We start from the raw sequence: 23,381 nt of genomic DNA on the forward strand, positions 1-23,381 counted from the left end.
CTATCGCGGGCAAGCCTCGCTCCTACAAAAGAGAATGAGTGTGATGTACAGCCTTGAAGACCTGTTGCACCTGATGGCGCGGCTGCGGGACCCGCAGTACGGCTGCCCTTGGGATATCAAGCAGAGCTACGCCACCATCGTCCCGCACACCCTGGAAGAAGCCTACGAAGTGGCCGATGCCATCGAGCGGGGCGATTTCGAGCACTTGCAGGGCGAGCTGGGCGATCTGCTGTTCCAGGTGGTGTATTACAGCCAGCTGGCGCGGGAGGAGGGGCGTTTCGAGTTCGACGGCGTGGTCGACAGCATCACCCGCAAGCTGATCCGTCGCCATCCCCATGTGTTCCCTACCGGGGACCTGTACGCGCCGCTGGATACCCCGCGGCTGGATGAAGAGCAGGTCAAGCAGCGCTGGGAAGAGATCAAGGCCGAGGAGCGCGCCGAGAAGTCGGCAGAGCCTTTGCAGTTGTCCTTGCTCGACGATGTGCCCGCGGCGCTGCCGGCCCTGTCCCGTTCGGCCAAGTTGCAAAAGCGCGCGGCCCAGGTCGGTTTTGATTGGCCGGACGCCTTGCCGGTGGTGGACAAGATCCGCGAAGAGCTCGATGAAGTGCTCGAAGCCATGTCCGAGAATGACCCGCAGGCGATCGCCGACGAGGTGGGCGACCTGCTGTTCGCCGTGGTCAACCTGGCCCGGCATCTGAAGGTCGATCCGGAAACCACCCTGCGTGGCGCCAATGCCAAGTTCGAGCGGCGCTTCCGATTTATCGAGCAGGCATTGCGCGATACCCGCCGACCCATGGAAGATTGCACCCTCGAAGAGTTGGACGCCTTGTGGGGCGAAGCCAAACGTCAGGAAAAGAATTTGCCCAGCTGTGGCTGAGGCTGTTGCCTAAGTGAGTGAGCACCAATGAGCCTTTCCCTTCGCGACCAGTTGCTCAAAGCAGGACTGGTCAACCAAAAGCAGGCCAAGCAGGTCAGCAAAGAGAAACAGAAGCAGCAACGTCTGGTCCATAAGGGCCAGGTCGAGGCGGACGATACCCAGGCGCGCCTGGCCCAGGAAGCGCAGGCCGAGAAGGTCAAGCGCGACCAGGAACTCAACCGCCAGCAGCAGGAGAAGGCCGAGCAGAAGGCCCGTGCCGCGCAGATCAAGCAACTGATCGAAGTGTCGCGCCTGCCGAAGCTGACCACCGAGGACTACTACAACTTCGTCGACGACAAGAAGGTCAAGCGCCTGTCGGTGAACACCCTGATGCGCAACAAGCTGAGCAGTGGCTCGCTGGCCATCGTGCACCATGCCGGCGGTTATGAAGTCATCCCCCGTGAAGCCGCGCTGAAGATCCAGGAGCGCGATCCGCGGCGCATCGTTCAGCTCAACACGCCGACCGAGGCGCCGGACGAGGACGATCCGTACGCGGCTTACCAGATCCCTGACGATCTGATGTGGTAAACCCGCAGAAACAACAAACCCCGCCATGAGCGGGGTTTGTTGTTTCTGAAGCGCCTGCCGATGCGTGGCGGCAGGCGCGGCAGTCAGTGTGAGATCAGGAGCTTTGCGGTGCGCGGTTCTGCTCCAGCTTCTCCAGTTCGGCCTTGTAATTATGGGCATCGCTCTCGGAATGAAACATTCCCACCAGCATGTCTTGTTGATGCACGTCCCAGATCCGTACACCTGCGGCTACGCCTTCATGGGACATGTGTGAATCGTCGCGTTCAGTTACTTTTACAGTCATCTGCTAGCTCCAATCTCTATTGATCTGCAGCAAGGCGTGTGCAGGACTCTGTTATATATTTTGTTAGCTGGCTAAGTAAATTGCTTTCAAACGCAACAATCTTTTGCAGATTTCGCAACAGTTCCGCAGGCCGCGGAAACTGTGACATCCGGTCGCAGGGGGCGGAGTTTTATGACAAAAGTTTCATGTTGGGCGGCGGTCGTGCTGGGCCTTTTTGCCCGGCGAGCGAGCCTGCAGGGTCGCCAGGAGAGCTGTGCTTGAGCGGTTAACTAGAAACTCCAGGCGAAAAAAAGCCCCGCATCGGCGGGGCTTTTTTATGGTCGTGGGGCTTAGCTGCCTTTGACGGTCTTGCCGTTGACGGTGCCGTTCAGGAGCATGATGTTGTACTCCTTGCCGTCGGTTTCGACCTGTTGCAGGCGGACCAGCAGGTAATCCCAGTCCTTGGCGAACCACATGACGGTGATGCGTTTGCTTTGTGTCGGGTCGCGCACGCGCTCGACCTTGATTGCATCGATCTGGCCAGCCTTGGTGTCGACTTTTTCCGAGCCCAGGACACGGAAGTCGTAGGTATCGACTTCGCCATCATCGACGACCTGATAGCTCATGCTTTTCTTGCCGGCGGCCACATCGTGCTGCAGGGCGAGCTGGTAGGTGGATTTGTCGACCATGCCGCGATTGAGCGGGATCTTGACTGCATCGCCGCGATCGGTGCCGGTGACCATCTTGGCGTTCCAGTCGAAGTCCAGATCGGCCTTCTTGGCTTTGCCCAGGCCGCCACGCTCGAAGTGATAGGACTGCGGCAGCAGGGTGTCCTTGTCGAGCGTCAGGGTGCTTTCTTCAGTCAGGCTGGCGATCATCATCGAGGCCTTGAAGCTGAGCTTCCAGGTGCCGTCGGCTTTCTTTTCCAGGCTGCGTTCGGCAGTACCGCTCATCGGCAGCTGTTTCCAGTCGGCGGTATAGCTGGCGGAGAAGGGTTGAAGGTCCGCAGCCTGCGCGAAGGGCAGGGCGAGCAGAGCACAAGCGAAGAGCAGGGCGCGACGCATAAAATCTCCTAATTACGAATCAAGTGGCCACTGGCGGCCAGTAACTGACCATCCAGTAAAGCACCCTGTTCGCCGAGTGTGAGTCGACCTTCGGCAAACCAGCGTACGGCCATCGGGTAAATCCGGTGTTCCTGGACGTGGACCCGCTGCGCCAGGCTTTGCGGCGAGTCGTGCAACTCTACCGGGATCACTGCCTGTACGACCAGTGGTCCGCCATCGAGTTCCTCTGTCACAAAGTGCACGCTGCAGCCGTGCTCAGTGTCTGCGGCCTCCAGCGCTCGCTGATGAGTGTGTAACCCTTTGTATTTGGGTAGCAGCGAAGGATGGATGTTGAGCAGGCGACCCTGATAGTGCCGCACGAAGTCTGCGCTGAGAATGCGCATGAATCCGGCAAGCACCACGAGCTTGGGCTGGAAGGCGTCGATCAGTTCGATCAGCGCGGCATCGAAGGCCTCGCGGCCTTCGAATGTCTTGTGATCGAGGGAGCGGGTATCGATACCCGCGTCCTGGGCGCGTTGCAGGCCGTAGGCATCGGCGCGGTTGGAAATCACCGCGCGGATGCGTACCGGGCTGTCGCCGGCCTGGGTGCTATCGATCAGGGCCTGCAAGTTGCTGCCGGTACCGGACAACAGCACCACTACATCACAGGTGGCGGGCATCGGCTCTTGCATCAATGTGCCTTGAGGTTTTTCAGCTCGACCTGGGCAGCGCCTTCGGCGGCGCTAGCGATCTGACCAATGACCCAAGGTTGTTCGCCGGCTTCGCGCAGGACGTTCAGGGCCGTTTCAACATGCTCCTGAGCCACGCAGATCACCATGCCCACGCCGCAGTTCAGCACGCGGTGCATTTCGTGTTCTTCGACGTTGCCCTTCTCCTGCAGCCAGTCGAATACCGCCGGACGCTGCCAGCTGGCCACGTCGACCACGGCCTGGGCGCCTTTTGGCAGAACGCGCGGGATGTTGTCCAGCAGGCCGCCGCCGGTGATGTGGGCCATGGCCTTGACTGCGCCAGTGTCCTTGATCAGCTTGAGCAGTGGCTTGACGTAGATGCGGGTCGGGGCCATCAGCAGTTCGGTCAGCGGCTTGCCGTCGAGCTGGACGGTTTCGATGTCGGCACCGGAGACTTCGATGATCTTGCGGATCAGCGAGTAGCCGTTGGAGTGCGGGCCGGAAGACGGCAGGGCGAGCAGGGCGTCGCCGGTGGCCACCTTGGAGCCGTCGATGATTTCGGCTTTTTCCACCACGCCGACGCAGAAACCGGCCAGGTCGTAGTCTTCGCCTTCGTACATGCCTGGCATTTCAGCGGTTTCACCGCCAACCAGGGAGCAGCCAGCCAGTTCGCAGCCGGCACCGATGCCGGTGACCACGGTGGCGGCGACGTCGACGTTGAGTTTGCCGGTGGCGTAGTAGTCGAGGAAGAACAGCGGTTCGGCACCGCAGACCACCAGGTCGTTGACGCACATGGCGACCAGGTCCTGGCCGATGCTGTCGTGCTTGTTCAGGTTCAGTGCCAGGCGCAGCTTGGTGCCCACGCCGTCGGTACCGGACACCAGCACTGGCTGCTTGTAGCCGGCCGGGATTTCGCAGAGGGCGCCAAAACCGCCCAGGCCGCCCATGACTTCCGGGCGCGCAGTGCGCTTGGCGACGCTCTTGATGCGTTCGACCAATGCTTCACCGGCGTCGATGTCTACACCGGCGTCTTTGTAGCTCAGGGAGGGTTGCTTGCTCATGATCCAGGCCTTTAGGGGGGATTCAGGGGGTATCGACCGAGTCCAGGGAGGCCATTGAAACAGTCGCGGCGGCAATGCCGCGCGATCATTTCAGCGACCCCGGCTGTTGCCGGTCTGCGAAGGCGCGCGATTTTATCAGGCTTGAGGTGTAGCGGCCATCCTCGGGCCGACGGGCAGGGCATATCCGCTTAAAAAAAACCGCAATTGCGTGTGTCGATCGCGTCGCTCAGGGCTGTATAAGGTATAGCCTTGTATCCGCTGTCGTTATGACAGCACGAAAACTTCCACCGATCGGGTGAATGTTTGCCTGGGCTTTGTGGTCACAGCCTGGGCCAGTCCTGTTCATGCGGTCTGTTCCAGCCGCCTTTTGTCGTCGGGAATCCTCCATGCGTTTGTACAAATTTCTTTTTATGGGCTGTTTGTCATTGGTCAGCCTGGCGAGTCATGCCGAAACCCTCAATAACCTGTATCAGGTCCGCGAGCCGGTCAGCAGCCAGGCTCCTGGCGAGCGCGATCAGGCCACCCAGCGGGCCCTGGAAACCCTGGTATTGCGCCTGACCGGCGATAGCAAGGCCCTGCAGAACCCCGGGCTGGCGGCGATCCGCAAGGACCCGCAGCAGATCATCAGCCAGTACGGCTACGACGCCGGTCCTCCCGAGAGCCTGCAGGTCGACTTCGATCCGTCCAGTACCGATCGGGCGTTGCGCCAGGCTGGCCTGTCGCTGTGGGGCAGTAATCGCCCATCGATTCTCGGCTGGTGGCTGACCGACTCCAGCGAAGGTTCCAGCCTGGTGGGGGATGGCCAGGCCAGCGCTACGCCGTTGCGTCGCGCGGCCCTGCACCGCGGTTTGCCGCTGCGTTTGCCGCTGGCTGACCTGAATGAGCAGATTGTCGCCACGGCGCCGAATCTCGAAGGTTCCGATCCGGCGCCATTGCGTGCCGCGTCGGAGCGTTATGGTGCGGATGCGCTGCTGGCGGTGCATGCCAGTGAAGAGGGCGGTCAGTGGCAGGCCAAATGGCGCCTGTGGCTGGGTGACCAGAAGGAGCAGGGCAGCGTCCAGGGAGCTGATGTGCCGGCCTTGGCCGATGCCGTGCTGTTGGCGGTCAGCCAGCGCCTGGCGCCGCGTTTCGTGGTCAAGCCGGGGGCATCCAGCGAGCAGTTGCTGGAAGTGCAGGGCATGAACCTGGAGCGTTATGCGGCGTTGGGGCGTCTGCTCGAACCCTTCGGCGGGCGTTTGCAGAGCGTCGATGGCGATCGCTCGGTGTACCGGGTCAGCGGCAGCGCCGAGCAATTGCGCGCGCAGCTGAGCCTGGCTCGGTTGCAGGAAGTCCCGGCGGGCGCTGCGCCTGTCCAGCCGACTGTCGAAGGCGCGGCACCTGCGCCGACACCTGCACCGGCCGCGCAACTGCGTTTTCGCTGGTAGGTTTTCTTTCTTTATATAGAAGCAATGGAGTGGTTCATGGCTGATACGCGTCGATGGGTCTGGTTGGGTGGGTTGGTCCTGCTCTGTGGGTTCGTGTACCTGTTGCATCCGATCCTGACGCCGTTCCTGGTGGCCTTGCTGCTGGCCTATCTGTTCGATCCGCTGGTGGATCGCCTGGAAAAGCTCGGCTTGTCGCGCACCTGGGGCGTGGTGGCGGTGTTTGCCCTGTTCACCCTGATCGTCATGGCGTTGCTGCTGGTGCTGGTGCCCATGCTCGCCAAGCAACTGCTGCGCCTGTACGAACTGGCGCCGCAGATGCTCGACTGGCTGCAGCACACGGCGATGCCCTGGGCGCAGTCCAAGTTGGGCTTGTCCGACGGTTTCTGGAAGTTCGACAAGGTCAAGGCGGCGATCAGCGAGCACATGGGGCAGACCACCGATATCGTCGGCGTGGTCCTGAGCCAGGCAACGGCCTCCAGCCTGGCGCTGATCGGCTGGCTGGCCAACCTGGTGCTGATTCCGGTGGTCAGCTTTTACCTGCTGCGCGACTGGGACCTGATGATGGCGAAGATCCGCAGCCTGTTGCCCCGTGATCGTGAGGAGCGGGCGGTGGCGCTGGCCGGGGAATGCCATGAGGTACTGGGGGCGTTCGTCCGTGGCCAACTGCTGGTAATGGTCGCCCTGGGAATGATCTATGCCGCCGGCCTGATGCTGGTCGGGCTCGAGCTGGGCCTGTTGATCGGCTTGATTGCCGGCCTGGCGGCCATAGTGCCGTACATGGGGTTTGTCATCGGCATTGGCGCGGCGCTGATTGCCGGGTTGTTCCAGTTCGGCGGTGACCTGTACCCGATGATCGGCATCGTGGCGGTGTTCATGGTTGGCCAGGCCCTGGAGGGCATGGTACTGACCCCCTTGCTGGTGGGCGACCGGATCGGCCTGCACCCGGTGGCGGTGATCTTCGCAATTCTCGCCGGGGGCGAGTTGTTCGGTTTCACCGGCATCCTGCTGGCCTTGCCGGTGGCGGCGGTGATCATGGTGCTGGTGCGCCATGTGCACGACTTGTACAAGGATTCGGACATCTATAGCGGCGCAGAGGAGTCCGAGCGGTAATGCCCACTGTTGATGCTTTCGGGCTGCCCGTGTTTCGGGCGGGTGGCCCCGAGGGGCTTTACAGCTGTCACATCCACCGTCAAAGAAACCCCCGTGATTTCATCAGGCTGACGCAAACCTTTGATTTTGCTTGTGGTCTGCTGCATTGTGCGCCCGGCGTCACGGGTATAAACTTTGCAAACTTTACACAGAGGCCACTAACGGTTCGTTTGGAACTGTTCAGTCAGCATGAAACCGATTCAGCTGCCCCTAGGTGTGCGTCTGCGTGATGACGCCACCTTCATCAACTACTACCCAGGCGCCAATGCCGCTGCACTCGGCTATGTCGAGCGGCTTTGCGAAGCCGACGCCGGCTGGACCGAAAGCCTGATCTACCTCTGGGGCAAGGATGGGGTAGGGCGTACGCACTTGCTGCAGGCGGCCTGCCTGCGGTTCGAGCAGTTGGGGGAGCCGGCGGTCTATCTGCCCCTGGCGGAATTGCTGGATCGCGGCATCGAAATCCTCGACAACCTGGAACAGTACGAACTGGTCTGCCTGGACGACTTGCAAGCGGTGGCGGGCAAGGCTGACTGGGAAGAGGCGCTGTTCCATTTGTTCAACCGTCTGCGTGACAGCGGCCGGCGCCTGTTGATCGCGGCCTCGACCTCTCCCCGGGAGCTGCCGGTGAAGCTGGCGGACCTCAAATCCCGCCTGACCCTGGCACTGATCTTCCAGATGCGCCCGCTCTCCGACGAAGACAAATTGCGTGCATTGCAATTGCGCGCTTCGCGTCGCGGGCTGCACCTGACCGACGAAGTCGGGCACTTTATTCTGACGCGCGGGACCCGCAGCATGAGCGCCTTGTTCGAGCTGCTGGAGCGCCTCGATCAGGCGTCCTTGCAGGCTCAGCGCAAGCTCACCATTCCCTTCCTCAAAGAAACCCTGGGCTGGTAAACCGCGGGCGGTAGTGGCTTTTTGGCATATTTCAGGCGCCAGAAAACCCGCATCCGGAAGCGGTTCCAGAGACGCGTGCGTTTAAAATGGGCTTAAGGCCTTAGATGTTGAGTCGAAACCGATAAGTCACATTTCAATCGATTGAATTTGCAAATTAGAGCGATAGAGGGCATAGTCGCGACTTCTTTATAACTTTAAGCCACGGTCGTGCCCATGCTGAAGCGCTTCGCACCCCTCGTGCCTCTTGCACTCGTCACCCTGTTGTTTGGTTGCGCCACCCACTCTCCGGTGAGCCAACAAGAGCAGCAACAACAGGTTCAAAACTCTTCAAAAGCCCAGTCTTCCGCTATTTTCCAGGAAGAGCTGGCAACCGAAAAAGAACTCGCCGAGTTCGCTGACAGCAAGCCTTACCAGCTGCCAGTGCTGGCTGACAGTATCCTCGAACGTGGCATGTCCCTGATCGGTACCCGTTACCGTTTCGGCGGTACCTCCGAAGCCGGTTTCGATTGCAGCGGTTTCATCGGCTACCTGTTCCGTGAGGAAGCCGGCATGAATCTGCCGCGCTCCACCCGTGAAATGATCAACGTTGACGCTCCGCTGGTTGCGCGTAACAAGCTGCAGCCGGGCGATCTGTTGTTCTTCGCCACCAATGGCCGCCGCGGTCGCGTAAGCCACGCTGGCATCTACCTGGGCGATGACCAGTTCATCCACTCCAGCAGCCGCCGCAGCGGTGGTGTGCGGGTGGACAGCCTGGGCGACAGCTACTGGAGCAAGACCTTCATCGAAGCCAAGCGCGCCCTCGCCATGGCCCCGACCGTGATCACTGCACGCAAGTAAGCGGACTTTTTGTAAGGTGAAGTTAAAGTCTTACTTGAAGTTTGGCGCGTAGACGCTAGAATCCTGATCTATTGTTGAAAACTAACCGCGTAAGCCCTGCTTACGCGGTTTTGTTTTCGGCCTCACGGCAGAGAAAGCCGCATCCAGATCAGGATTGTTCTGCATATGTCGACGTCGGCCCGCCTCGCATTGATCGTTCTCGCCGCGCTGCTCAGCGCGTGTGCCAGCCGTACCCCGCCACCCGCGCCTGTGGTCCGTGCTCCGGTTTTCAATACTCCCCAGACCTTCTCGCCAGCTGCCGAAGACGTGCTGTTTCGTGCGTTAGGCCTGGTGGGCACGCCTTATCGCTGGGGCGGCAACACGCCGGACTCCGGTTTCGATTGCAGTGGCCTGATCGGCTACGTCTATCGCGATGCCGCCGGTATCTCGCTGCCACGTTCGACCCGCGAAATGATCGGCATGCGTGCACCGAATGTCGGCAAGAACGCCTTGCAGACCGGCGACCTGATATTTTTTGCCACCAATGGTGGTTCTCAGGTCAGCCACGCGGGTATCTATGTCGGCGAAGGCCGCTTCGTCCATGCGCCGGCCACCGGCGGCACGGTAAAGCTGGACAGCCTGTCCAAGGCCTATTGGCAAAAAGCCTACCTGAGCGCCAAGCGCGTGCTGCAGCCAGAGCATCTGGCGCACAACCCTTAGGTTCTTCTTTCTTTGCGTCGAGGTGGCCATGACCGCTCGTACCCTCAACCTCGACGACGCCCTCTATCACTACCTGCTCGACGTTTCCCTGCGCGAAACGCCGCTGCTGCGCCGTCTGCGTGACGAAACCCAGGCGCTGCCCATGGCGCGCTGGCAGGTGGCGCCCGAGCAGGGGCAGTTCCTCGCCTTGCTGATCAAACTGATCGGCGCCCGGCGTGTGCTGGAGGTGGGGACTTTCACCGGCTACAGCGCCTTGTCCATGGCCGCGGCTTTGCCGGAGGATGGCCAGTTGATCTGCTGTGACATCCCGGGCGATTACAACGCCACCGCGCGCCGCTACTGGCAGGAAGCGGGTGTCGCCGGGCGGATCGAGTTGCGTCTGGCGCCGGCCCTGGAGACCTTGGCCAGGATCGAGTGGGAGGAGGGCGAGGCTGGTTTCGACCTGGTCTTCATCGACGCCGACAAGGCCAATTATCCGGCTTATCTGGAAAGTGCCCTGCGCTTGCTGCGCGTGGGTGGGCTGGCGGTGTTCGATAACACGCTGTGGAGCGGTCGGGTGCTGGAGGAGAATCCCCAGAGCGAAGACACCCGGGCCATCCAGGCACTCAATCGTGCCTTGAAGGATGACCCGCGTGTCGACCTGTCGCTGCTGCCCCTGGGGGATGGCTTGACCCTGTGCCGCAAGCGCTGAACCTATTGCGCCTTGGCTGCTGACACGCGCCAGACCTTGTTGCCGACATCATCGGCCACCAGCAGATCCCCTTGCTTGTCGATCACCACGCCGACCGGGCGGCCCATGGCTTTTTCATCGGCATTGAGGAAACCGGTCAGTACATCCACCGGTTGGCCCACCGGCTTGCCGTTGGCGAAGGGCACGAAGATCACTTTGTAGCCGCTGTGGGGCTTGCGGTTCCACGAGCCATGCTGGCCGATGAACACGCCTTGGGTGAACGGCGTCGGCAGCTTGCTGCCTTCGGCGAATGCCAGGCCCAGGGAGGCGGTATGCGGGCCGACGGCATAATCCGGGGCGATGGCCTTGGCCACCAGGTCCGGGTTCTGTGGAGTGACTCGCACGTCCACATGCTGGCCGTAGTAACTGTATGGCCAGCCATAGAAGGCGCCGTCCTTGACCGAGGTGATGTAGTCCGGCACCAGGTCGCTGCCGATCTCGTCGCGCTCGTTGACCGCGGTCCATAGCTTGCCACTTTGCGGCTCCCAGGCCATGCCGTTGGGGTTGCGCAGGCCGGAGGCGAAAATCCGTTGCTTGCCGGTGGCGCGGTCGACTTCCCAGATGGCGGCGCGACCTTCCTCCTGGTCCATGCCGTTTTCGCCGACGTTGCTGTTGGAACCGACCGTGACGTACAGCTTGCTGCCGTCCTTGCTGGCAATCACGTTTTTGGTCCAGTGGTGGTTCAGCTTGCCGCCAGGCAGGTCGACCACCTTGGCCGGCTGGGCGCTGATCTTGGTGTCGCCGTCCTTGTAGGGGAAACGCACCAGGCGATCGGTGTCGGCGACGTACAGGTCATTGCCCACCAGGGTCATGCCGAACGGCGAGTTGAGGTTTTCCAGGAACACCGTGCGGGTTTCCGCCACGCCGTCGTGATCCTTGTCCCGCAGCAGGGTGATGCGGTTCGGGCTGGGCACGCCGGCGCCGGCGCGGCTCATGAGCTTGCCCGCGATCCAGCCGCGCAAACCCTTGCCGTCATCGGGCGTGGGCGGGGCGTTGGTCTCCGCCACCAGGACGTCGCCGTTGGGCAGCACGTACAGCCAGCGCGGATGGTCCAGGCCTTCGGCGAATGCGGCCACCTGGGTGCCGGCGGCGGCCACCGGTTTGGCGCCTTGCGGCCAGCCGATCGCGGGCGCGATGTTCACGGTTGGGAACAGGGTTTTGTTCGGTTCGGGCAGTTTCGGCGAGGGGCCGGTGCCGTCGGAGACCTGGAGGGTGGAGCTTTCGCCACAGGCGGCAAGGCCTGCGGCGAGGGTAATAAGGATTGCGTATCGAGGCTTGAGCATGCTGATTTCCCTATGAATGCACGACGTCGGTGTAGTCATAGAGAAGCACAGACGGGCGATGGTTCAACCCGTTCAGCGCGCTTCCTTGAACAGCACGGCAACGCCGGGGTGATAGTTGCCGGCTTCGTTGCGCAATTTGCGGTACGCGTAGGGGAAGTACCAGGCCACGGCACAGCAATGTTCCTTTTGCAGGTCGTCGACCATGTCCTGCAGTTCTTCCGGGGTGGCGCTGTGCTGGGTTTTCTGTGGCGTGACGAACAGGCAGCCGAGTTTCAGGTCGCTGGGGTAGCTGGCTTTTTTCGCGTCGCTGGCGGCATCCAGCAACGGTTGGGTCAGGTGCAGGCTGTTGACCCGGGGCCAGCGCTGGGTGGTCTGGATATAGACGCGTTCCTCTTGCGTGGCGATGTAGAGGTCGGTGCGGCCGCTGCGGTCGCCGTCCTCGACCTGTTTTTTGCTCGGGGTGTGTTCCAGGGTGACCATCTCGGCCATCCAGGCCGCCGCCGAGAGCAATCCCAGGTTGGCTTGTTCGTCGAACCAGTAAGGGCTTTCGTTATCACCGCGCACGGCGTTGTAGCGGTCGATGCAATCAAACCAGCGTTCCAGGGCAGGGCGCAGGAATTCCAGTTTCGGATTGCTGACGATCATGCCTTTCATCGGACTTTTCCTATTATTGTTGAGATATTGGAGTTTTTTAACGGGATTATGGCTATTTGATATCGCTGCACTGAGTGTGGCACAAGATTGGCGTCATATTTCCGATATGCAGCAGTTCGTCGATCTGTCGGCCCCCGGCTTTAATTGACGCTCCACCCCCAACCCTCTAACCTTCGCGACTTGTTTCAGGTGCTCTGTGGCCGCAGGTCGACAGAGTGAAACAGGGAAGCCGGTGAGTACGCGTGCCGAAGGCGCACGCACGACAATTCCGGCGCTGCCCCCGCAACGGTAAGTGAGTCAAGACTGCGCCTGAGGCCACTGTGTCGATTGTCGACATGGGAAGGCGCGCAGTTGGGCGTCCAAGCCACTCACAAGCCCGGAGACCGGCCTGATCCATCCAACGGCATCACGGTGGGCGATGCCAGGCTTGCGCCGTCTATTCCTATTCCTGCCCCCCGTTATCCAGCCCCAACGGAGAGCTGCCCCATGACTGAATCCCCTGATCGTGACGAACGCCATCTGGCGCGCATGTTGCGCAAAAAAGCCGTGATCGATGAACGCATCGCCAACTCGCCGAACGAGTGCGGCTTGCTGCTGGTGCTGACCGGCAACGGCAAAGGCAAAAGCAGCTCGGCCTTCGGCATGCTCGCCCGCGCCATGGGCCACGGCATGCAATGCGGCGTGGTGCAGTTCATCAAGGGTCGCAACAGCACTGGCGAGGAGTTGTTTTTCCGGCGCTTCCCGGAGCAGGTGCGTTTCCATGTCATGGGCGAAGGTTTCACCTGGGAAACCCAGGATCGCCAGCGCGACATCGCCGCTGCCGAAGCGGCCTGGGCGGTTTCCCGCGAACTGCTGAGCGATCCGAACATCGGCCTGGTGGTGCTCGACGAATTGAACATCGCCCTCAAGCACGGCTATCTGGACCTGGACCAGGTGCTCAGCGACCTGCAGGCGCGTCCGCCGATGCAACATGTGGTGGTCACCGGGCGTGGCGCCAAGCCGGAGATGATCGAACTGGCCGACACCGTCACCGAAATGGGCATGGTCAAGCATGCCTTCCAGGCCGGGATCAAAGCGCAAAAAGGCGTCGAACTGTGAGTGATGCCCGTCATTGCCCGGCGGTACTGATTGCCGCGCCGGCTTCCGGTCAGGGCAAGACCACCGTGACCGCCGCGCTTGCCCGCCTGCATCGCAACCAGGGACGCAAGGTGCGCGTGTTCAAGTGTGGCCCGGACTTTCTCGACCCGATGATCCTCGAGCGCGCCAGCGGTGCGCCGGTGTATCAGCTGGACATGTGGATGGTCGGCGAGCAGGAAAGCCGCCGCCTGTTGTGGGAGGCCGCCGGCGAGGCGGACCTGATCCTGATCGAAGGCGTGATGGGGCTGTTCGACGGCACGCCGTCCAGCGCCGACCTGGCGCGGCATTTCGGCGTGCCGGTGCTCGCGGTGATCGATGGCACGGCCATGGCCCAGACTTTCGGTGCCCTGGCGTTGGGGCTGGCGCGTTATCAGCCGGACCTGCCGTTCGCCGGGGTGCTGGCCAACCGCGTCGGCACCCTGCGCCATGCGCAGTTGCTCGAAGGCAGCCTGACCGAGGGCCTGCGCTGGTATGGCGCGTTGTCCCGGGAAACCGGCATCGAACTGCCCAGCCGCCATCTGGGGCTGGTGCAGGCCAGCGAACTCAACGATCTGGATCTGCGTCTCGACGCCGCGGCGGCGGCCCTGGCCGACAGCTGCGAAGTGGCCTTGCCGCCCGCCGTGGCGTTTGCCGCTCCCCAGGCGGTTGCTATCGAACCGCTGTTGGCCAGGGTGCGCATTGCCGTGGCCCGCGACGAAGCCTTTGCCTTTACCTATGGCGCGAGCCTGGATCTGCTGCGGGCCATGGGCGCCGAGCTGAGCTTTTTCTCGCCGATCCATGACGCGGCACTGCCCGAGGCGGACAGCCTGTATCTGCCGGGCGGTTACCCGGAGTTGCATCACCGGGCGCTGGCGGCGAACGGCTCGATGCTCAGGGCGATCCGCGCGCATCACGCTGCCGGCAAACCCTTGCTCGCCGAGTGCGGCGGCATGTTGTATCTGCTGGACTCCCTGACCGACGTCGACGGCGAACGCGCCGAACTGCTGGGCCTGTTGCCCGGCGATGCGGTGATGCAAAAGCGCCTGGCGGCCCTGGCCTTGCAGGCAGTGGAGTTGCCGGAAGGCTCGCTGCGCGGCCATACCTACCACCATTCGCTGACCAGCACCGAGCTTGCGCCGATCGCCCGCGGCCTGAGCCCGAATGGCGGGCGCGGCGCGGAAGCGGTTTACCGCGAAGGGCGGATGACCGCCTCTTATGTGCATTTCTATTTCCCGTCCAACCCCGAAGCGGTGGCGGCCCTGCTGGCGCCGGCAGGAGCGAGCCTGCTCGCGCGGTGCCCATGAGCGACAACGCCTTTTCCGCGGCCGAACGCGATGCGGTCTATCGCGCGATCGCCGAGCGTCGCGACATGCGCCACTTCGTCGGTGGCAGGGTCGAGCCGCAGGTCTTGCGTCGCCTGCTGGAGGCGGCGCACCAGGCGCCCAGCGTCGGCCTGATGCAGCCCTGGCGTTTCATCCGTATCAGCGACCGGCCGTTGCGCGGGCAGATCCAGCAACTGGTGGAAGAGGAGCGGGTACGCACCGCCGAGGCCCTGGGCGAACGCTCCGACGAGTTCATGAAGCTCAAGGTCGAAGGCATCAACGACTGCGCCGAGGTCCTGGTGGCGGCGCTGATGGACGACCGTGAGCGGCATATCTTTGGCCGGCGCACCTTGCCGGAAATGGATCTGGCTTCGCTTTCCTGCGCGATTCAGAACCTGTGGCTGGCGGCCCGGGCCGAAGGACTGGGCATGGGCTGGGTGTCGCTGTTCGAGCCCGCTGCCCTGGCCGAGCTGCTTGGCCTGCCGGCCGGGGCCAAGCCGCTGGCGGTGCTGTGCCTGGGGCCGGTGGGCGAGTTTTACCCGGCGCCGATGCTGGTGCTCGAAGGCTGGGCGCGGGAGCGTCCGCTGAGTGAATTGCTGTATGAAAACTACTGGGGAGTGAGTCAATGAGTGTGGCGTTGCTGAGTGTCGCCGGGGTAGCGCTGGACGCGTTGCTGGGCGAACCCAAACGCTGGCATCCGCTGGTGGCGTTCGGCCGTTTTGCCGATCGCATCGAGCAACGTTTCAACTCCGGCGGTCGCGGCTGGCGCAGTCATGGCGTCACTGCCTGGGTCATCGCGGTGCTGCCGCTGACCCTGCTGGCGACGCTGTTTTCCTGGCTGCCCTATATCGGCTGGCTGTTCGAGATCCTGGCGCTGTACTGCGCCCTCGGCCTGCGCAGCCTCGGCGAGCATGTCGAGCCGGTGGCCCAGGCCTTGCGCAGCGACGACCTGGATCAGGCGCGGCAGCGGGTCGGCTATCTGGTCAGTCGCCAGACCAGCGAACTGGATGCCACCGAAGTCGCCCGCGCCGCCACCGAATCGGTGCTGGAGAACGGCAGCGACGCGGTGTTCGCCGCCTTGTTCTGGTTTGCCGTGGCCGGCGCGCCGGGCGTGGTGCTCTATCGTCTGAGCAATACCCTGGATGCGATGTGGGGCTATCGTAATGAACGTTTCGAGCGTTTCGGCTGGGCGGCGGCGAAGATCGACGACCTGCTCAACTATATTCCGGCCCGTCTGGTGGCCCTGACTTACGCACTGCTGGGCAAGACCCGCCTGGCGCTGAAATGCTGGCGCCGCCAGGGACCGACCTGGGATAGCCCGAATGCCGGGCCGGTGATGGCGGCCGGGGCCGGGGCCCTGGGTGTCGAGTTGGGCGGCGCAGCGATCTATCACGGCGAGCTGCACCAGCGCCCGCAGCTGGGCGAGGGCGTGGCGGCCGATGCTTCGTCCATCGATCGCGGCTGGCAACTGGTACAGCGCGGGGTCTGGTTATGGCTGCTGATTCTCTGCGTGGGAGCTGAGTTCTATGCTTGAGCACGGTGGCCGCCTGCGCAAGGCGGCCGAGCAATACGGCATCGCCGAGGCCGACTGGCTGGACCTGTCCAGCGGCCTGGCGCCCTGGCCCTGGCCGATTCCCGAGATAGGCATACGCGCTTGGGCGCGCCTGCCGGAAACTGACGACGGCCTGGAGCAGGCCGCCCGCGACTACTACGGCGCCGCCCATGTGTTGCCGGTGCCCGGTTCCCAGGCGGCGATCCAGTTGCTCCCGCGTTTGCGTCGCGCCGGCAAGGTCGGCGTGCTGTCGCCCTGTTATGCCGAACACGCCGAAGCCTGGCGCCGCAGCGGCTACATCGTGCGTGAAGTGCTGGAGCAGGAAGTGGACTTTTTCCTCGACAGCCTGGACGTGCTGGTGGTGGTCAACCCGAACAACCCCACGGGCCTGAGCCTGACCCCGGAGCGCCTGCTGGACTGGCACGCGCGCCTGGCGCAGCGCGGTGGCTGGCTGGTGGTCGACGAAGCCTTCATGGACAACACCCCGCACCTGAGTCTGGCGGCCCAGGCCGATCAGGTGGGGTTGATTGTCCTGCGCTCCTTCGGCAAGTTTTTCGGCCTGGCCGGTGTGCGCCTGGGTTTCGTCCTGGCTGAGCGCAAGCTGCTCAAGCTGCTGGCCGAACAGGTCGGCCCCTGGGCCGTCAGCGGACCGACCCGGGTGCTGGGCCAAGTATGCCTGCGCGACAGCGAAGGCCATGGGCGGCAACGGCTGCGCAGCGAAGCGGCGAGCCTGCGCCTGGCGCAACTGCTCGAGCGCCACGGCCTGAAACCCCTGGGAGGCTGTGCGCTGTTCCAGTGGCTGATCACCGATCGCGCCGAGTTGTTGCATGAGTTCATGGCCCGTCGCGGCATCCTGCTGCGGCTGTTCACCCACAACAGCAGCCTGCGCTTCGGCCTGCCGGCCGACGAGGCCGACTGGTCGCGTCTCGAACAGGCCTTTGTCACCTACGCCAAGGAACATCCATGACCACCCTGATGGTGCAGGGCACCACCTCCGATGCCGGTAAAAGCACCCTGGTGACGGCCCTCTGCCGCTGGCTGACGCGCCAGGGTGTCAGCGTCGTGCCCTTCAAGCCGCAGAACATGGCCCTCAACAGCGCGGTGACCGCCGACGGCGGCGAGATCGGCCGCGCCCAGGCGGTGCAGGCTCAGGCCGCGCACCTGGAGCCGCACACCGACATGAACCCGGTGCTGCTCAAGCCCAACAGCGACACCGGGGCCCAGGTGATCATTCACGGTCGTGCGGTGACCACCATGAACGCCGTGGCCTATCACGACTACAAGGCCATCGCCATGCAGGCGGTGCTGGCCTCTCACCAACGCCTGAGCGCGGCCTATCCGGTGGTGATGGTGGAGGGCGCGGGCTCGCCGGCGGAGATCAACCTGCGGGCCGGCGACATCGCCAACATGGGCTTTGCCGAAGCGGTGGACTGCCCGGTGCTGCTGATCGCCGACATCAATCGTGGCGGGGTTTTCGCCCATCTGGTGGGCACCCTGGAGCTGTTGTCGCCGAGCGAACAGGCGCGGGTCAAAGGTTTCATCATCAACCGTTTTCGCGGCGATATCGCCCTGTTGCAACCGGGCCTGGACTGGCTCGAAGCGCGTACCGGCAAACCGGTGATCGGCGTGCTGCCCTACGTACTGGACCTGCATCTGGAAGCCGAAGACGGTATTGATCAGCGTCAAGCCGACAAGGCCGAGCAGGTGCTGAAAGTGCTGGTGCCGGTGTTGCCGCGTATCAGCAATCACACCGACTTCGACCCGCTGCGCCTGCACCCCCAGGTGGACCTGCAATTCATCGGTCCGGGCCAGGCGATTCCGCCGGCCGACCTGATCATCCTGCCCGGCTCGAAAAGCGTGCGCAGCGACCTGGCGTATCTGCGCGCCCAGGGCTGGGACACGGCCATCGCCCGGCACCTGCGTTATGGCGGCAAGTTGCTGGGCATTTGCGGCGGTTTGCAGATGCTCGGCGAGCAGTTGCACGATCCCCTGGGGCTGGAAGGCGCGCCAGGCTCCAGCGCGGGTTTGGGGTTGCTGGCGTTCGAGACAGTACTGGAACAAGAGAAGCAACTGCGCAACGTGCGTGGACACCTGGCGCTGGAAAAGGCCGAGGTCAGCGGTTATGAGATCCATGCCGGGGTCACGACGGGGGCTGCGCTGGAACTGCCGGCCGTGACCCTGGACGATGGTCGTTGCGACGGCGCGCGCAGCGACGATGGGCAGATTCTCAGTACCTACCTGCATGGCTTGTTCGAAGCGCCGGCGGCCTGCAGTGCGTTGCTGCGCTGGGCGGGTTTGCGCGAGGTGCAGGCGGTCGATTACCACGCCCTGCGCGAGCGCGACATCGAGCGCCTGGCCGACCTGGTGGAACAGCACCTGGACACTGAGCGCCTGCGCCAGCTTTGCGGGCTTTAGAGCGTCGGCGCCAGCATTGCGGCGCCGCTGTGGCTGTACCTCAATTCAAGGGTTTCCAAGCATGTTGCAACTGATCCTCGGCGGCGCCCGCTCCGGCAAGAGTCGCCTGGCTGAAAAGCTCGCCGGCGAGAGCGGCCTGGCCGTGACCTATATCGCCACCAGCCAGGCGCTGGACGGCGAAATGAACCAGCGCATTGCCCATCACCGCGAACGGCGTCCGGCCGAATGGGCCTTGATCGAGGAGCCGCTGGAACTGGCGCGGGTGCTGCGCGAAGCGGCGAGCGCCGAGCGCTGCCTGCTGGTGGATTGCCTGACCTTGTGGCTGACCAACCTGTTGCTGCTGGAGGATGCCGAACGGCTCGCCAGTGAGCGCGAAGCCCTGTTGCAGTGCCTGGCGTCGCTGCCGGGCGAAATCATTTTTGTCAGCAACGAGACCGGAATGGGTGTCGTGCCGCTGGGCGAATTGACTCGCCGTTATGTCGATGAAGCCGGTTGGTTGCATCAAGCCCTGGCCGAGCGTTGTCAGCGGGTAGTGCTGACGGTGGCCGGCCTGCCCCTGACTCTGAAAGGAACTGCGTTATGAATGACTTCTGGTGGCTGCGGCCGTGCAAGGCGCTCGACACTCAAGCCCTGGAGGCGGCGCGGTTGCGTCAGCAGCAATTGACCAAGCCCGCGGGTTCGCTGGGGCAACTGGAGCGGGTAGCGGTACAGCTGGCCGGCTTGCAGGGGCGGGTCAAGCCTGGCCTGGAGCAACTGTGGATCGCGATTTTCGCCGGTGACCACGGGGTGGTGGCCGAGGGCGTTTCGGCCTATCCGCAGGAAGTCACCGGGCAGATGCTGCACAACTTCGTCACTGGCGGTGCGGCCATCAGCGTGTTGGCGCGGCAGCTGCGGGCACGCCTGGAAGTGGTCGACCTCGGCACGGTGACGCCCGGGTTGAACCTGCCTGGCGTGCGTCATTTGAACCTGGGGCCGGGCACCCGCAACTTCGTCGAGGGGCCGGCCATGACCCAGGCCCAGGGCGAGCAAGCCCTGCAGGCTGGACGTGACACTGTGCTGCGGGCCGTCGAGCAGGGCAGCGAGCTGTTTATCGGTGGCGAGATGGGCATCGGCAACACCACTGCGGCCAGCGCCGTGGCCTGCGCCTTGCTGGACATTCCGGTGACGCATCTGGCGGGGCCCGGCACCGGCCTGGATGCGGCGGGTGTCAGCCACAAGGCGCGGGTGATCGAGCGAGCCTTGAGCCTGCATGCCGCCCAGCGTGGCGATGCCTTGCAGACCTTGTTCAACCTCGGCGGTTTTGAAATCGCTGCCCTGGTGGGGGCGTACCTGGCCTGTGCCCAGGAAGGCGTGGCGGTGCTGGTCGACGGCTTCATTTGCAGCGTGGCGGCACTGGTAGCAGTGCGGCTGAACCCCGAGTGCCGCCAGTGGTTGCTGTTCGGCCATCGTGGGGCCGAGCCGGGGCATCGGCATATCCTGCAAACCCTCGAGGCCGAGCCCTTGCTGGACCTCGGTTTGCGCCTGGGCGAGGGCAGTGGCGCGGCGCTGGCGGTGCCCCTGCTGCGCCTGGCCTGCGACCTGCACGGGCAGATGGCGACCTTCGCTGAAGCGGCCGTGGCGGATCGCCCGGCATGACTTTGCGCCTGGACCTGCTGCGCCATGGCGAAACCGAGCTTGGTGGTGGCCTGCGCGGCAGCCTCGACGATGCCCTGACCGATGCCGGATGGCAGCAGATGCGCGCCGCCGTCGCCGGCCAGGGGCCCTGGGATCGGCTGGTGAGCTCGCCCTTGCAACGCTGTGCGCGTTTCGCCGAGGAACTGGGCTTGCGCCTGGCGCTGCCGGTGACTCTGGAACCGGATCTGCAGGAGCTGCATTTCGGCGCCTGGGAAGGGCAGAGCGCGGCGGCGCTGATGGCGACCGATGCCGAGGCGCTGGGGCGGTTCTGGGCCGATCCTTATGCCTTTACCCCGCCGCAGGGCGAGCCGGTGCTGGCGTTTTCCGCGCGGGTGCTGGGGGCGGTCGAGCGTCTGCACCAGCGTTATGCCGGCGAGCGGGTGCTGCTGGTCAGCCATGGCGGGGTGATGCGGCTGCTGCTGGCCCGGGCCCGGGGTTTGCCGCGAGAGCAGTTGCTGAATGTCGAGGTCGCTCACGGTGCCTTGTTCGCCCTGACTGTCGAGGCGGGCCTGGTGTTGAGCGAAGGAGCCTGAACGTGCTGCCATTCTGGATCGCCCTGCAATTTCTCAGCAGTTTTCCGGTGCGTTTGCCGGGCATGCCGTCGCCCGAGGAAATGGGCCGGTCATTGCTGTTCTATCCGCTGGTCGGCCTGCTGTTCGGGCTGCTGCTCTGGGGCATGAACCAGTTGTTGATGGGCGCGCCGTTGTTGCTGCATGGGGCGTTGTTGCTGACGGTCTGGGTGCTGCTCAGCGGTGCCCTGCATCTGGATGGGCTGGCCGACAGCGCGGACGCCTGGCTGGGCGGCTTCGGCGATCGCGAGCGCACGCTGACGATCATGAAGGACCCGCGCAGCGGGCCGATCGCCGTGGTCACCCTGGGGTTGGTGTTGCTGCTCAAGTTCGCCGCGCTGGTAGCGCTGATCGAGCAGCAGGCCGGCGTTGCCTTGCTGCTGGCGCCGCTGATCGGTCGCGGCGCCTTGCTGGGGCTGTTCCTTTGCACGCCTTATGTGCGCCCTGGTGGCCTTGGGCAGGCGCTGGCGAATCATCTGCCGCGTCTGGCCGGCAAGTGGGTGCTGGCGCTCGCAGCGCTGGCGTGCGTAGTGCTCGGTGGCTATAGCGCAGTGTTGGCGTTGCTGCTGGCGGGCGTGGTGTTTGTCGGCTTGCGCCAGCTGATGCTGCGTCGTCTGGGCGGCACCACCGGGGACACGGCGGGGGCTCTGCTGGAACTGCTGGAGGTGGCGGTCCTGGTGGGGTTAGCGCTGTTCTAGAAAGGCGGGGCGCGGGTGTTATCCGCGCCCTGGGCTTTGCAAAATTCTTGCATTCCGTTAATCGCGGGTATATACACGCACCATGCTTCCTTCTCAATGTCTGTGCACCAACCTGCGTCGCGCCGCCCGTGGCGTCAGCAGGTTCTACGACGGCGCTCTCGACGGCTTCGGGATCAACGTTGCCCAGTATTCTTTACTGAGCAACCTGCAGCGCCTGGACCAACCGAGCATTTCCAGCCTGGCCGAGGCCATGGGCCTGGATCGCAGCACCCTGGGCCGCAACCTGCGGGTGCTGGAAGGCGAGGGGCTGGTCCGGCTGTCCGAGGGTGAGGATCAACGCAATCGTATCGTCCAGCTGACCCAGGAGGGCCAGCAACGACTGCTGGCGGCCTTGCCGGCCTGGGAAGCGGCGCAACAGCGCTTGATCGATCGTCTGGGGGCAGAGAAACGCGAAACCTTGCTGGCCTTGCTGAACGAACTGTCGTGAGCACTGTTCGTTCGATGATAAGCGGGTATATACCCGTAAATGGAGAATAAAATGACTTCGATGTGGCGTACCAGCGGTTGGGTTCTTCTCGGGAGTGCGCTGATCCTGGCCTTGTCTCTGGGGGTTCGACATGGCTTCGGGCTGTTTCTGCCGCCCATGAGCGCTGAGTTCGGCTGGGGGCGCGAGGTGTTTGCCTTTGCCATCGCCTTGCAGAACCTCATTTGGGGCCTGGCCCAGCCTTTCACTGGTGCCCTGGCCGATCGCTTCGGCGCGGCCAAGGTGGTGGTGATCGGCGGCGTGCTGTACGCCGTGGGCCTGCTGTTCATGGGGTTGGCCGATTCGCCGCTGTCGCTGTCATTGAGTGCCGGATTGCTGATCGGCATCGGTCTTTCGGGGACCTCGTTCTCGGTGATTCTCGGCGTGGTGGGGCGCGCGTTACCGCCGGAAAAACGCAGCATGGGCATGGGGATCGCCAGTGCGGCCGGTTCGTTCGGCCAGTTCGCCATGCTGCCGGGCACCCTGGGTTTGATCGGCTGGCTCGGCTGGTCGTCAGCGCTGCTGGTGCTGGGCTTGCTGGTGGCGTTGATCGTGCCGCTGGTGAGCATGCTCAAGGACAAGCCGCTGCCAAGCCTGGGCCATGAGCAGAGCCTCTCCGAGGCCTTGCGCGAGGCCTGCTCCCATTCCGGGTTCTGGCTGCTGGCGTTCGGCTTTTTCGTCTGTGGTTTCCAGGTAGTGTTCATCGGCATACATTTGCCGGCCTACCTGGTGGACCAGCACTTGCCGGCTACAGTGGGCACCACGGTGCTGGCGCTGATCGGCCTGTTCAATATCTTCGGCACCTACACCGCCGGCTGGCTGGGCGGGCGCATGTCCAAACCGCGCTTGCTGACCGGCCTGTACCTGCTGCGTGCGGTGGTCATCGGCCTGTTCCTCTGGCTGCCGGTGACGCAAGTCAGTGCTTATCTGTTCGGCATGGCCATGGGCTTCCTGTGGCTGTCGACGGTGCCCCTGACCAATGGCACGGTGGCCACCTTGTTCGGTGTGCGCAACCTGTCCATGCTGGGCGGCATCGTGTTTCTGTTTCACCAGTTGGGCTCGTTCCTCGGCGGTTGGCTCGGCGGGGTGGTCTACGATCGAACCGGGAGTTATGACTTGATCTGGCAGGTGGCGATTCTCCTCAGTCTGCTGGCCGCGGCCCTGAACTGGCCGGTGCGCGAACGTCCGGTCGCGCGTTTGCAGGCAAGCGCGGCATGAGCCGGACAGGTCTGCGCTGGGTCGGCCTGGCGGTTGTCGTCGCGCTGTTGGCGTTGGCCTGGTGGGGCTGGCACCAGGGCGGGCTGGCGCTGATGCAGTTGGGCATGGGCGTCTGCTAGGAGGCG

General features: G+C 63.7%; 27 protein-coding genes and 1 riboswitch. Of the genes, 21 read left to right on the top strand and 6 right to left on the bottom strand.

The window, feature by feature from the left end:
• Positions 1–43: 43 nt before the first annotated feature.
• Both mazG and ACTJKT_RS05455 read left to right on the top strand, forming a co-directional pair.
• Complete coding sequence (gene mazG / locus ACTJKT_RS05450) at positions 44–877, top strand: nucleoside triphosphate pyrophosphohydrolase (RefSeq protein ID WP_009050273.1); 834 nt, start codon at positions 44–46, stop codon at positions 875–877.
• 27 nt (positions 878–904) lie between these two features.
• Positions 905–1,444 carry a DUF2058 domain-containing protein gene (locus ACTJKT_RS05455; RefSeq protein ID WP_007927770.1) on the top strand — a complete coding sequence of 180 codons (540 nt, stop codon included), beginning with the start codon at positions 905–907 and terminating at the stop codon, positions 1,442–1,444.
• 94 nt (positions 1,445–1,538) lie between these two features.
• On the opposite strand, the gene ACTJKT_RS05460 is transcribed toward ACTJKT_RS05455, so the two are convergent.
• The 4 genes from ACTJKT_RS05460 to purM form a co-directional block, all read right to left on the bottom strand.
• Positions 1,539–1,727: a hypothetical protein gene (locus ACTJKT_RS05460; RefSeq protein WP_025805664.1), complete on the bottom strand. Its 189-nt coding sequence runs from the start codon at positions 1,725–1,727 to the stop codon at positions 1,539–1,541.
• Between the two features lie 329 nt (positions 1,728–2,056).
• Positions 2,057–2,770, bottom strand: a complete 714-nt coding sequence (locus ACTJKT_RS05465) for a DUF3108 domain-containing protein (protein ID WP_097304672.1) — start codon at positions 2,768–2,770, stop codon at positions 2,057–2,059.
• A gap of 8 nt (positions 2,771–2,778) precedes the next feature.
• Complete coding sequence (purN, locus tag ACTJKT_RS05470; protein WP_440786589.1) at positions 2,779–3,429, bottom strand: phosphoribosylglycinamide formyltransferase; 651 nt, start codon at positions 3,427–3,429, stop codon at positions 2,779–2,781.
• Positions 3,430–3,440: 11 nt separating this feature from the next.
• A complete protein-coding gene (gene purM / locus ACTJKT_RS05475; RefSeq protein WP_038634283.1) occupies positions 3,441–4,499 on the bottom strand; it encodes a phosphoribosylformylglycinamidine cyclo-ligase in 1,059 nt (352 codons plus the stop codon).
• Positions 4,500–4,885: 386 nt separating this feature from the next.
• On the opposite strand from purM, the gene ACTJKT_RS05480 reads away from it, so the two are divergent.
• The 6 genes from ACTJKT_RS05480 to ACTJKT_RS05505 all read left to right on the top strand — a co-directional run bounded on the left by ACTJKT_RS05480 (position 4,886) and on the right by ACTJKT_RS05505 (position 10,193).
• Positions 4,886–5,923, top strand: a complete 1,038-nt coding sequence (locus ACTJKT_RS05480; protein WP_440786433.1) for a DUF2066 domain-containing protein — start codon at positions 4,886–4,888, stop codon at positions 5,921–5,923.
• A gap of 36 nt (positions 5,924–5,959) precedes the next feature.
• Positions 5,960–7,033, top strand: coding sequence for an AI-2E family transporter (locus tag ACTJKT_RS05485; RefSeq protein ID WP_097304671.1), 1,074 nt, complete (start codon positions 5,960–5,962; stop codon positions 7,031–7,033).
• A 228-nt stretch (positions 7,034–7,261) separates the two neighbouring features.
• A complete protein-coding gene (gene hda, locus ACTJKT_RS05490; protein ID WP_007898944.1) occupies positions 7,262–7,966 on the top strand; it encodes a DnaA regulatory inactivator Hda in 705 nt (234 codons plus the stop codon).
• A 213-nt stretch (positions 7,967–8,179) separates the two neighbouring features.
• Positions 8,180–8,803, top strand: coding sequence for a C40 family peptidase (locus tag ACTJKT_RS05495; protein WP_440786434.1), 624 nt, complete (start codon positions 8,180–8,182; stop codon positions 8,801–8,803).
• A 165-nt stretch (positions 8,804–8,968) separates the two neighbouring features.
• Positions 8,969–9,502, top strand: a complete 534-nt coding sequence (locus ACTJKT_RS05500) for a C40 family peptidase (protein WP_007927778.1) — start codon at positions 8,969–8,971, stop codon at positions 9,500–9,502.
• Between the two features lie 28 nt (positions 9,503–9,530).
• On the top strand, positions 9,531–10,193 hold the full coding sequence (locus tag ACTJKT_RS05505; RefSeq protein WP_440786435.1) for an O-methyltransferase: 663 nt from the start codon (positions 9,531–9,533) through the stop codon (positions 10,191–10,193).
• 2 nt (positions 10,194–10,195) lie between these two features.
• Here ACTJKT_RS05505 and ACTJKT_RS05510 read toward each other — a convergent pair whose 3' ends face one another.
• Positions 10,196–11,515, bottom strand: coding sequence for a PQQ-dependent sugar dehydrogenase (locus ACTJKT_RS05510; protein WP_440786436.1), 1,320 nt, complete (start codon positions 11,513–11,515; stop codon positions 10,196–10,198).
• 72 nt (positions 11,516–11,587) lie between these two features.
• Entirely contained in the window at positions 11,588–12,169 is a 582-nt protein-coding gene (locus ACTJKT_RS05515; RefSeq protein WP_440786437.1) for a hypothetical protein, read from the bottom strand.
• Positions 12,170–12,339: 170 nt separating this feature from the next.
• A riboswitch (cobalamin riboswitch) is annotated at positions 12,340–12,575 on the top strand.
• 80 nt (positions 12,576–12,655) lie between these two features.
• On the opposite strand from ACTJKT_RS05515, the gene cobO reads away from it, so the two are divergent.
• The 13 genes from cobO (at position 12,656) to ACTJKT_RS05580 (ending at position 23,375) form a co-directional block, all read left to right on the top strand.
• Positions 12,656–13,267: a cob(I)yrinic acid a,c-diamide adenosyltransferase gene (gene cobO / locus ACTJKT_RS05520; RefSeq protein WP_025805652.1), complete on the top strand. Its 612-nt coding sequence runs from the start codon at positions 12,656–12,658 to the stop codon at positions 13,265–13,267.
• The gene (locus ACTJKT_RS05525) at positions 13,264–14,589 is read left to right on the top strand and encodes a cobyrinate a,c-diamide synthase (RefSeq protein WP_440786438.1); all 1,326 of its coding nucleotides are present in this window, start codon (positions 13,264–13,266) and stop codon (positions 14,587–14,589) included. Before cobO ends, ACTJKT_RS05525 begins: the two co-directional genes overlap by 4 nt.
• Entirely contained in the window at positions 14,586–15,236 is a 651-nt protein-coding gene (gene bluB, locus ACTJKT_RS05530) for a 5,6-dimethylbenzimidazole synthase (RefSeq protein ID WP_097304666.1), read from the top strand. Before ACTJKT_RS05525 ends, bluB begins: the two co-directional genes overlap by 4 nt.
• A complete protein-coding gene (cbiB, locus tag ACTJKT_RS05535) occupies positions 15,233–16,141 on the top strand; it encodes an adenosylcobinamide-phosphate synthase CbiB (protein ID WP_007927792.1) in 909 nt (302 codons plus the stop codon). The genes bluB and cbiB overlap by 4 nt, the downstream gene beginning before the upstream one ends.
• The gene (cobD, locus tag ACTJKT_RS05540) at positions 16,134–17,126 is read left to right on the top strand and encodes a threonine-phosphate decarboxylase CobD (RefSeq protein ID WP_440786439.1); all 993 of its coding nucleotides are present in this window, start codon (positions 16,134–16,136) and stop codon (positions 17,124–17,126) included. Before cbiB ends, cobD begins: the two co-directional genes overlap by 8 nt.
• Positions 17,123–18,574, top strand: coding sequence for a cobyric acid synthase (locus ACTJKT_RS05545; RefSeq protein WP_440786440.1), 1,452 nt, complete (start codon positions 17,123–17,125; stop codon positions 18,572–18,574). Before cobD ends, ACTJKT_RS05545 begins: the two co-directional genes overlap by 4 nt.
• 61 nt (positions 18,575–18,635) lie before the next feature.
• Positions 18,636–19,157, top strand: a complete 522-nt coding sequence (gene cobU, locus ACTJKT_RS05550) for a bifunctional adenosylcobinamide kinase/adenosylcobinamide-phosphate guanylyltransferase (protein WP_053280432.1) — start codon at positions 18,636–18,638, stop codon at positions 19,155–19,157.
• Positions 19,154–20,209 carry a nicotinate-nucleotide--dimethylbenzimidazole phosphoribosyltransferase gene (gene cobT, locus ACTJKT_RS05555; RefSeq protein ID WP_440786441.1) on the top strand — a complete coding sequence of 352 codons (1,056 nt, stop codon included), beginning with the start codon at positions 19,154–19,156 and terminating at the stop codon, positions 20,207–20,209. Before cobU ends, cobT begins: the two co-directional genes overlap by 4 nt.
• Entirely contained in the window at positions 20,206–20,781 is a 576-nt protein-coding gene (gene cobC, locus ACTJKT_RS05560) for an alpha-ribazole phosphatase family protein (RefSeq protein ID WP_440786442.1), read from the top strand. The genes cobT and cobC overlap by 4 nt, the downstream gene beginning before the upstream one ends.
• Positions 20,782–20,783: 2 nt before the next feature.
• The gene (locus tag ACTJKT_RS05565; protein WP_210477132.1) at positions 20,784–21,515 is read left to right on the top strand and encodes an adenosylcobinamide-GDP ribazoletransferase; all 732 of its coding nucleotides are present in this window, start codon (positions 20,784–20,786) and stop codon (positions 21,513–21,515) included.
• A gap of 82 nt (positions 21,516–21,597) precedes the next feature.
• Positions 21,598–22,002 carry a MarR family winged helix-turn-helix transcriptional regulator gene (locus ACTJKT_RS05570; RefSeq protein ID WP_124372772.1) on the top strand — a complete coding sequence of 135 codons (405 nt, stop codon included), beginning with the start codon at positions 21,598–21,600 and terminating at the stop codon, positions 22,000–22,002.
• Between the two features lie 51 nt (positions 22,003–22,053).
• Positions 22,054–23,256, top strand: a complete 1,203-nt coding sequence (locus ACTJKT_RS05575) for an MFS transporter (protein ID WP_053280427.1) — start codon at positions 22,054–22,056, stop codon at positions 23,254–23,256.
• Entirely contained in the window at positions 23,253–23,375 is a 123-nt protein-coding gene (locus ACTJKT_RS05580) for a hypothetical protein (protein WP_256581500.1), read from the top strand. Before ACTJKT_RS05575 ends, ACTJKT_RS05580 begins: the two co-directional genes overlap by 4 nt.
• Positions 23,376–23,381 lie beyond the last annotated feature (6 nt).

The organism is Pseudomonas sp. 22526 (assembly GCF_052044735.1).
In the GTDB taxonomy this organism is placed as follows: domain Bacteria; phylum Pseudomonadota; class Gammaproteobacteria; order Pseudomonadales; family Pseudomonadaceae; genus Aquipseudomonas; species Aquipseudomonas piscium.

What these genes read in the sequence shown, in the direction of transcription:
- mazG (WP_009050273.1), top strand. Translation starts at nt 44, where the DNA reads ATGTACAGCCTTGAAGACCTGTTGCACCTGATGGCGCGGCTGCGGGAC.
- ACTJKT_RS05455 (WP_007927770.1), top strand. Translation starts at nt 905, where the DNA reads ATGAGCCTTTCCCTTCGCGACCAGTTGCTCAAAGCAGGACTGGTCAAC.
- ACTJKT_RS05460 (WP_025805664.1), bottom strand. Translation starts at nt 1,727, where the DNA reads ATGACTGTAAAAGTAACTGAACGCGACGATTCACACATGTCCCATGAA.
- ACTJKT_RS05465 (WP_097304672.1), bottom strand. Translation starts at nt 2,770, where the DNA reads ATGCGTCGCGCCCTGCTCTTCGCTTGTGCTCTGCTCGCCCTGCCCTTC.
- purN (WP_440786589.1), bottom strand. Translation starts at nt 3,429, where the DNA reads ATGCCCGCCACCTGTGATGTAGTGGTGCTGTTGTCCGGTACCGGCAGC.
- purM (WP_038634283.1), bottom strand. Translation starts at nt 4,499, where the DNA reads ATGAGCAAGCAACCCTCCCTGAGCTACAAAGACGCCGGTGTAGACATC.
- ACTJKT_RS05480 (WP_440786433.1), top strand. Translation starts at nt 4,886, where the DNA reads ATGCGTTTGTACAAATTTCTTTTTATGGGCTGTTTGTCATTGGTCAGC.
- ACTJKT_RS05485 (WP_097304671.1), top strand. Translation starts at nt 5,960, where the DNA reads ATGGCTGATACGCGTCGATGGGTCTGGTTGGGTGGGTTGGTCCTGCTC.
- hda (WP_007898944.1), top strand. Translation starts at nt 7,262, where the DNA reads ATGAAACCGATTCAGCTGCCCCTAGGTGTGCGTCTGCGTGATGACGCC.
- ACTJKT_RS05495 (WP_440786434.1), top strand. Translation starts at nt 8,180, where the DNA reads ATGCTGAAGCGCTTCGCACCCCTCGTGCCTCTTGCACTCGTCACCCTG.
- ACTJKT_RS05500 (WP_007927778.1), top strand. Translation starts at nt 8,969, where the DNA reads ATGTCGACGTCGGCCCGCCTCGCATTGATCGTTCTCGCCGCGCTGCTC.
- ACTJKT_RS05505 (WP_440786435.1), top strand. Translation starts at nt 9,531, where the DNA reads ATGACCGCTCGTACCCTCAACCTCGACGACGCCCTCTATCACTACCTG.
- ACTJKT_RS05510 (WP_440786436.1), bottom strand. Translation starts at nt 11,515, where the DNA reads ATGCTCAAGCCTCGATACGCAATCCTTATTACCCTCGCCGCAGGCCTT.
- ACTJKT_RS05515 (WP_440786437.1), bottom strand. Translation starts at nt 12,169, where the DNA reads ATGAAAGGCATGATCGTCAGCAATCCGAAACTGGAATTCCTGCGCCCT.
- cobO (WP_025805652.1), top strand. Translation starts at nt 12,656, where the DNA reads ATGACTGAATCCCCTGATCGTGACGAACGCCATCTGGCGCGCATGTTG.
- bluB (WP_097304666.1), top strand. Translation starts at nt 14,586, where the DNA reads ATGAGCGACAACGCCTTTTCCGCGGCCGAACGCGATGCGGTCTATCGC.
- cbiB (WP_007927792.1), top strand. Translation starts at nt 15,233, where the DNA reads ATGAGTGTGGCGTTGCTGAGTGTCGCCGGGGTAGCGCTGGACGCGTTG.
- cobD (WP_440786439.1), top strand. Translation starts at nt 16,134, where the DNA reads ATGCTTGAGCACGGTGGCCGCCTGCGCAAGGCGGCCGAGCAATACGGC.
- ACTJKT_RS05545 (WP_440786440.1), top strand. Translation starts at nt 17,123, where the DNA reads ATGACCACCCTGATGGTGCAGGGCACCACCTCCGATGCCGGTAAAAGC.
- cobU (WP_053280432.1), top strand. Translation starts at nt 18,636, where the DNA reads ATGTTGCAACTGATCCTCGGCGGCGCCCGCTCCGGCAAGAGTCGCCTG.
- cobT (WP_440786441.1), top strand. Translation starts at nt 19,154, where the DNA reads ATGAATGACTTCTGGTGGCTGCGGCCGTGCAAGGCGCTCGACACTCAA.
- cobC (WP_440786442.1), top strand. Translation starts at nt 20,206, where the DNA reads ATGACTTTGCGCCTGGACCTGCTGCGCCATGGCGAAACCGAGCTTGGT.
- ACTJKT_RS05570 (WP_124372772.1), top strand. Translation starts at nt 21,598, where the DNA reads ATGCTTCCTTCTCAATGTCTGTGCACCAACCTGCGTCGCGCCGCCCGT.
- ACTJKT_RS05575 (WP_053280427.1), top strand. Translation starts at nt 22,054, where the DNA reads ATGACTTCGATGTGGCGTACCAGCGGTTGGGTTCTTCTCGGGAGTGCG.
- ACTJKT_RS05580 (WP_256581500.1), top strand. Translation starts at nt 23,253, where the DNA reads ATGAGCCGGACAGGTCTGCGCTGGGTCGGCCTGGCGGTTGTCGTCGCG.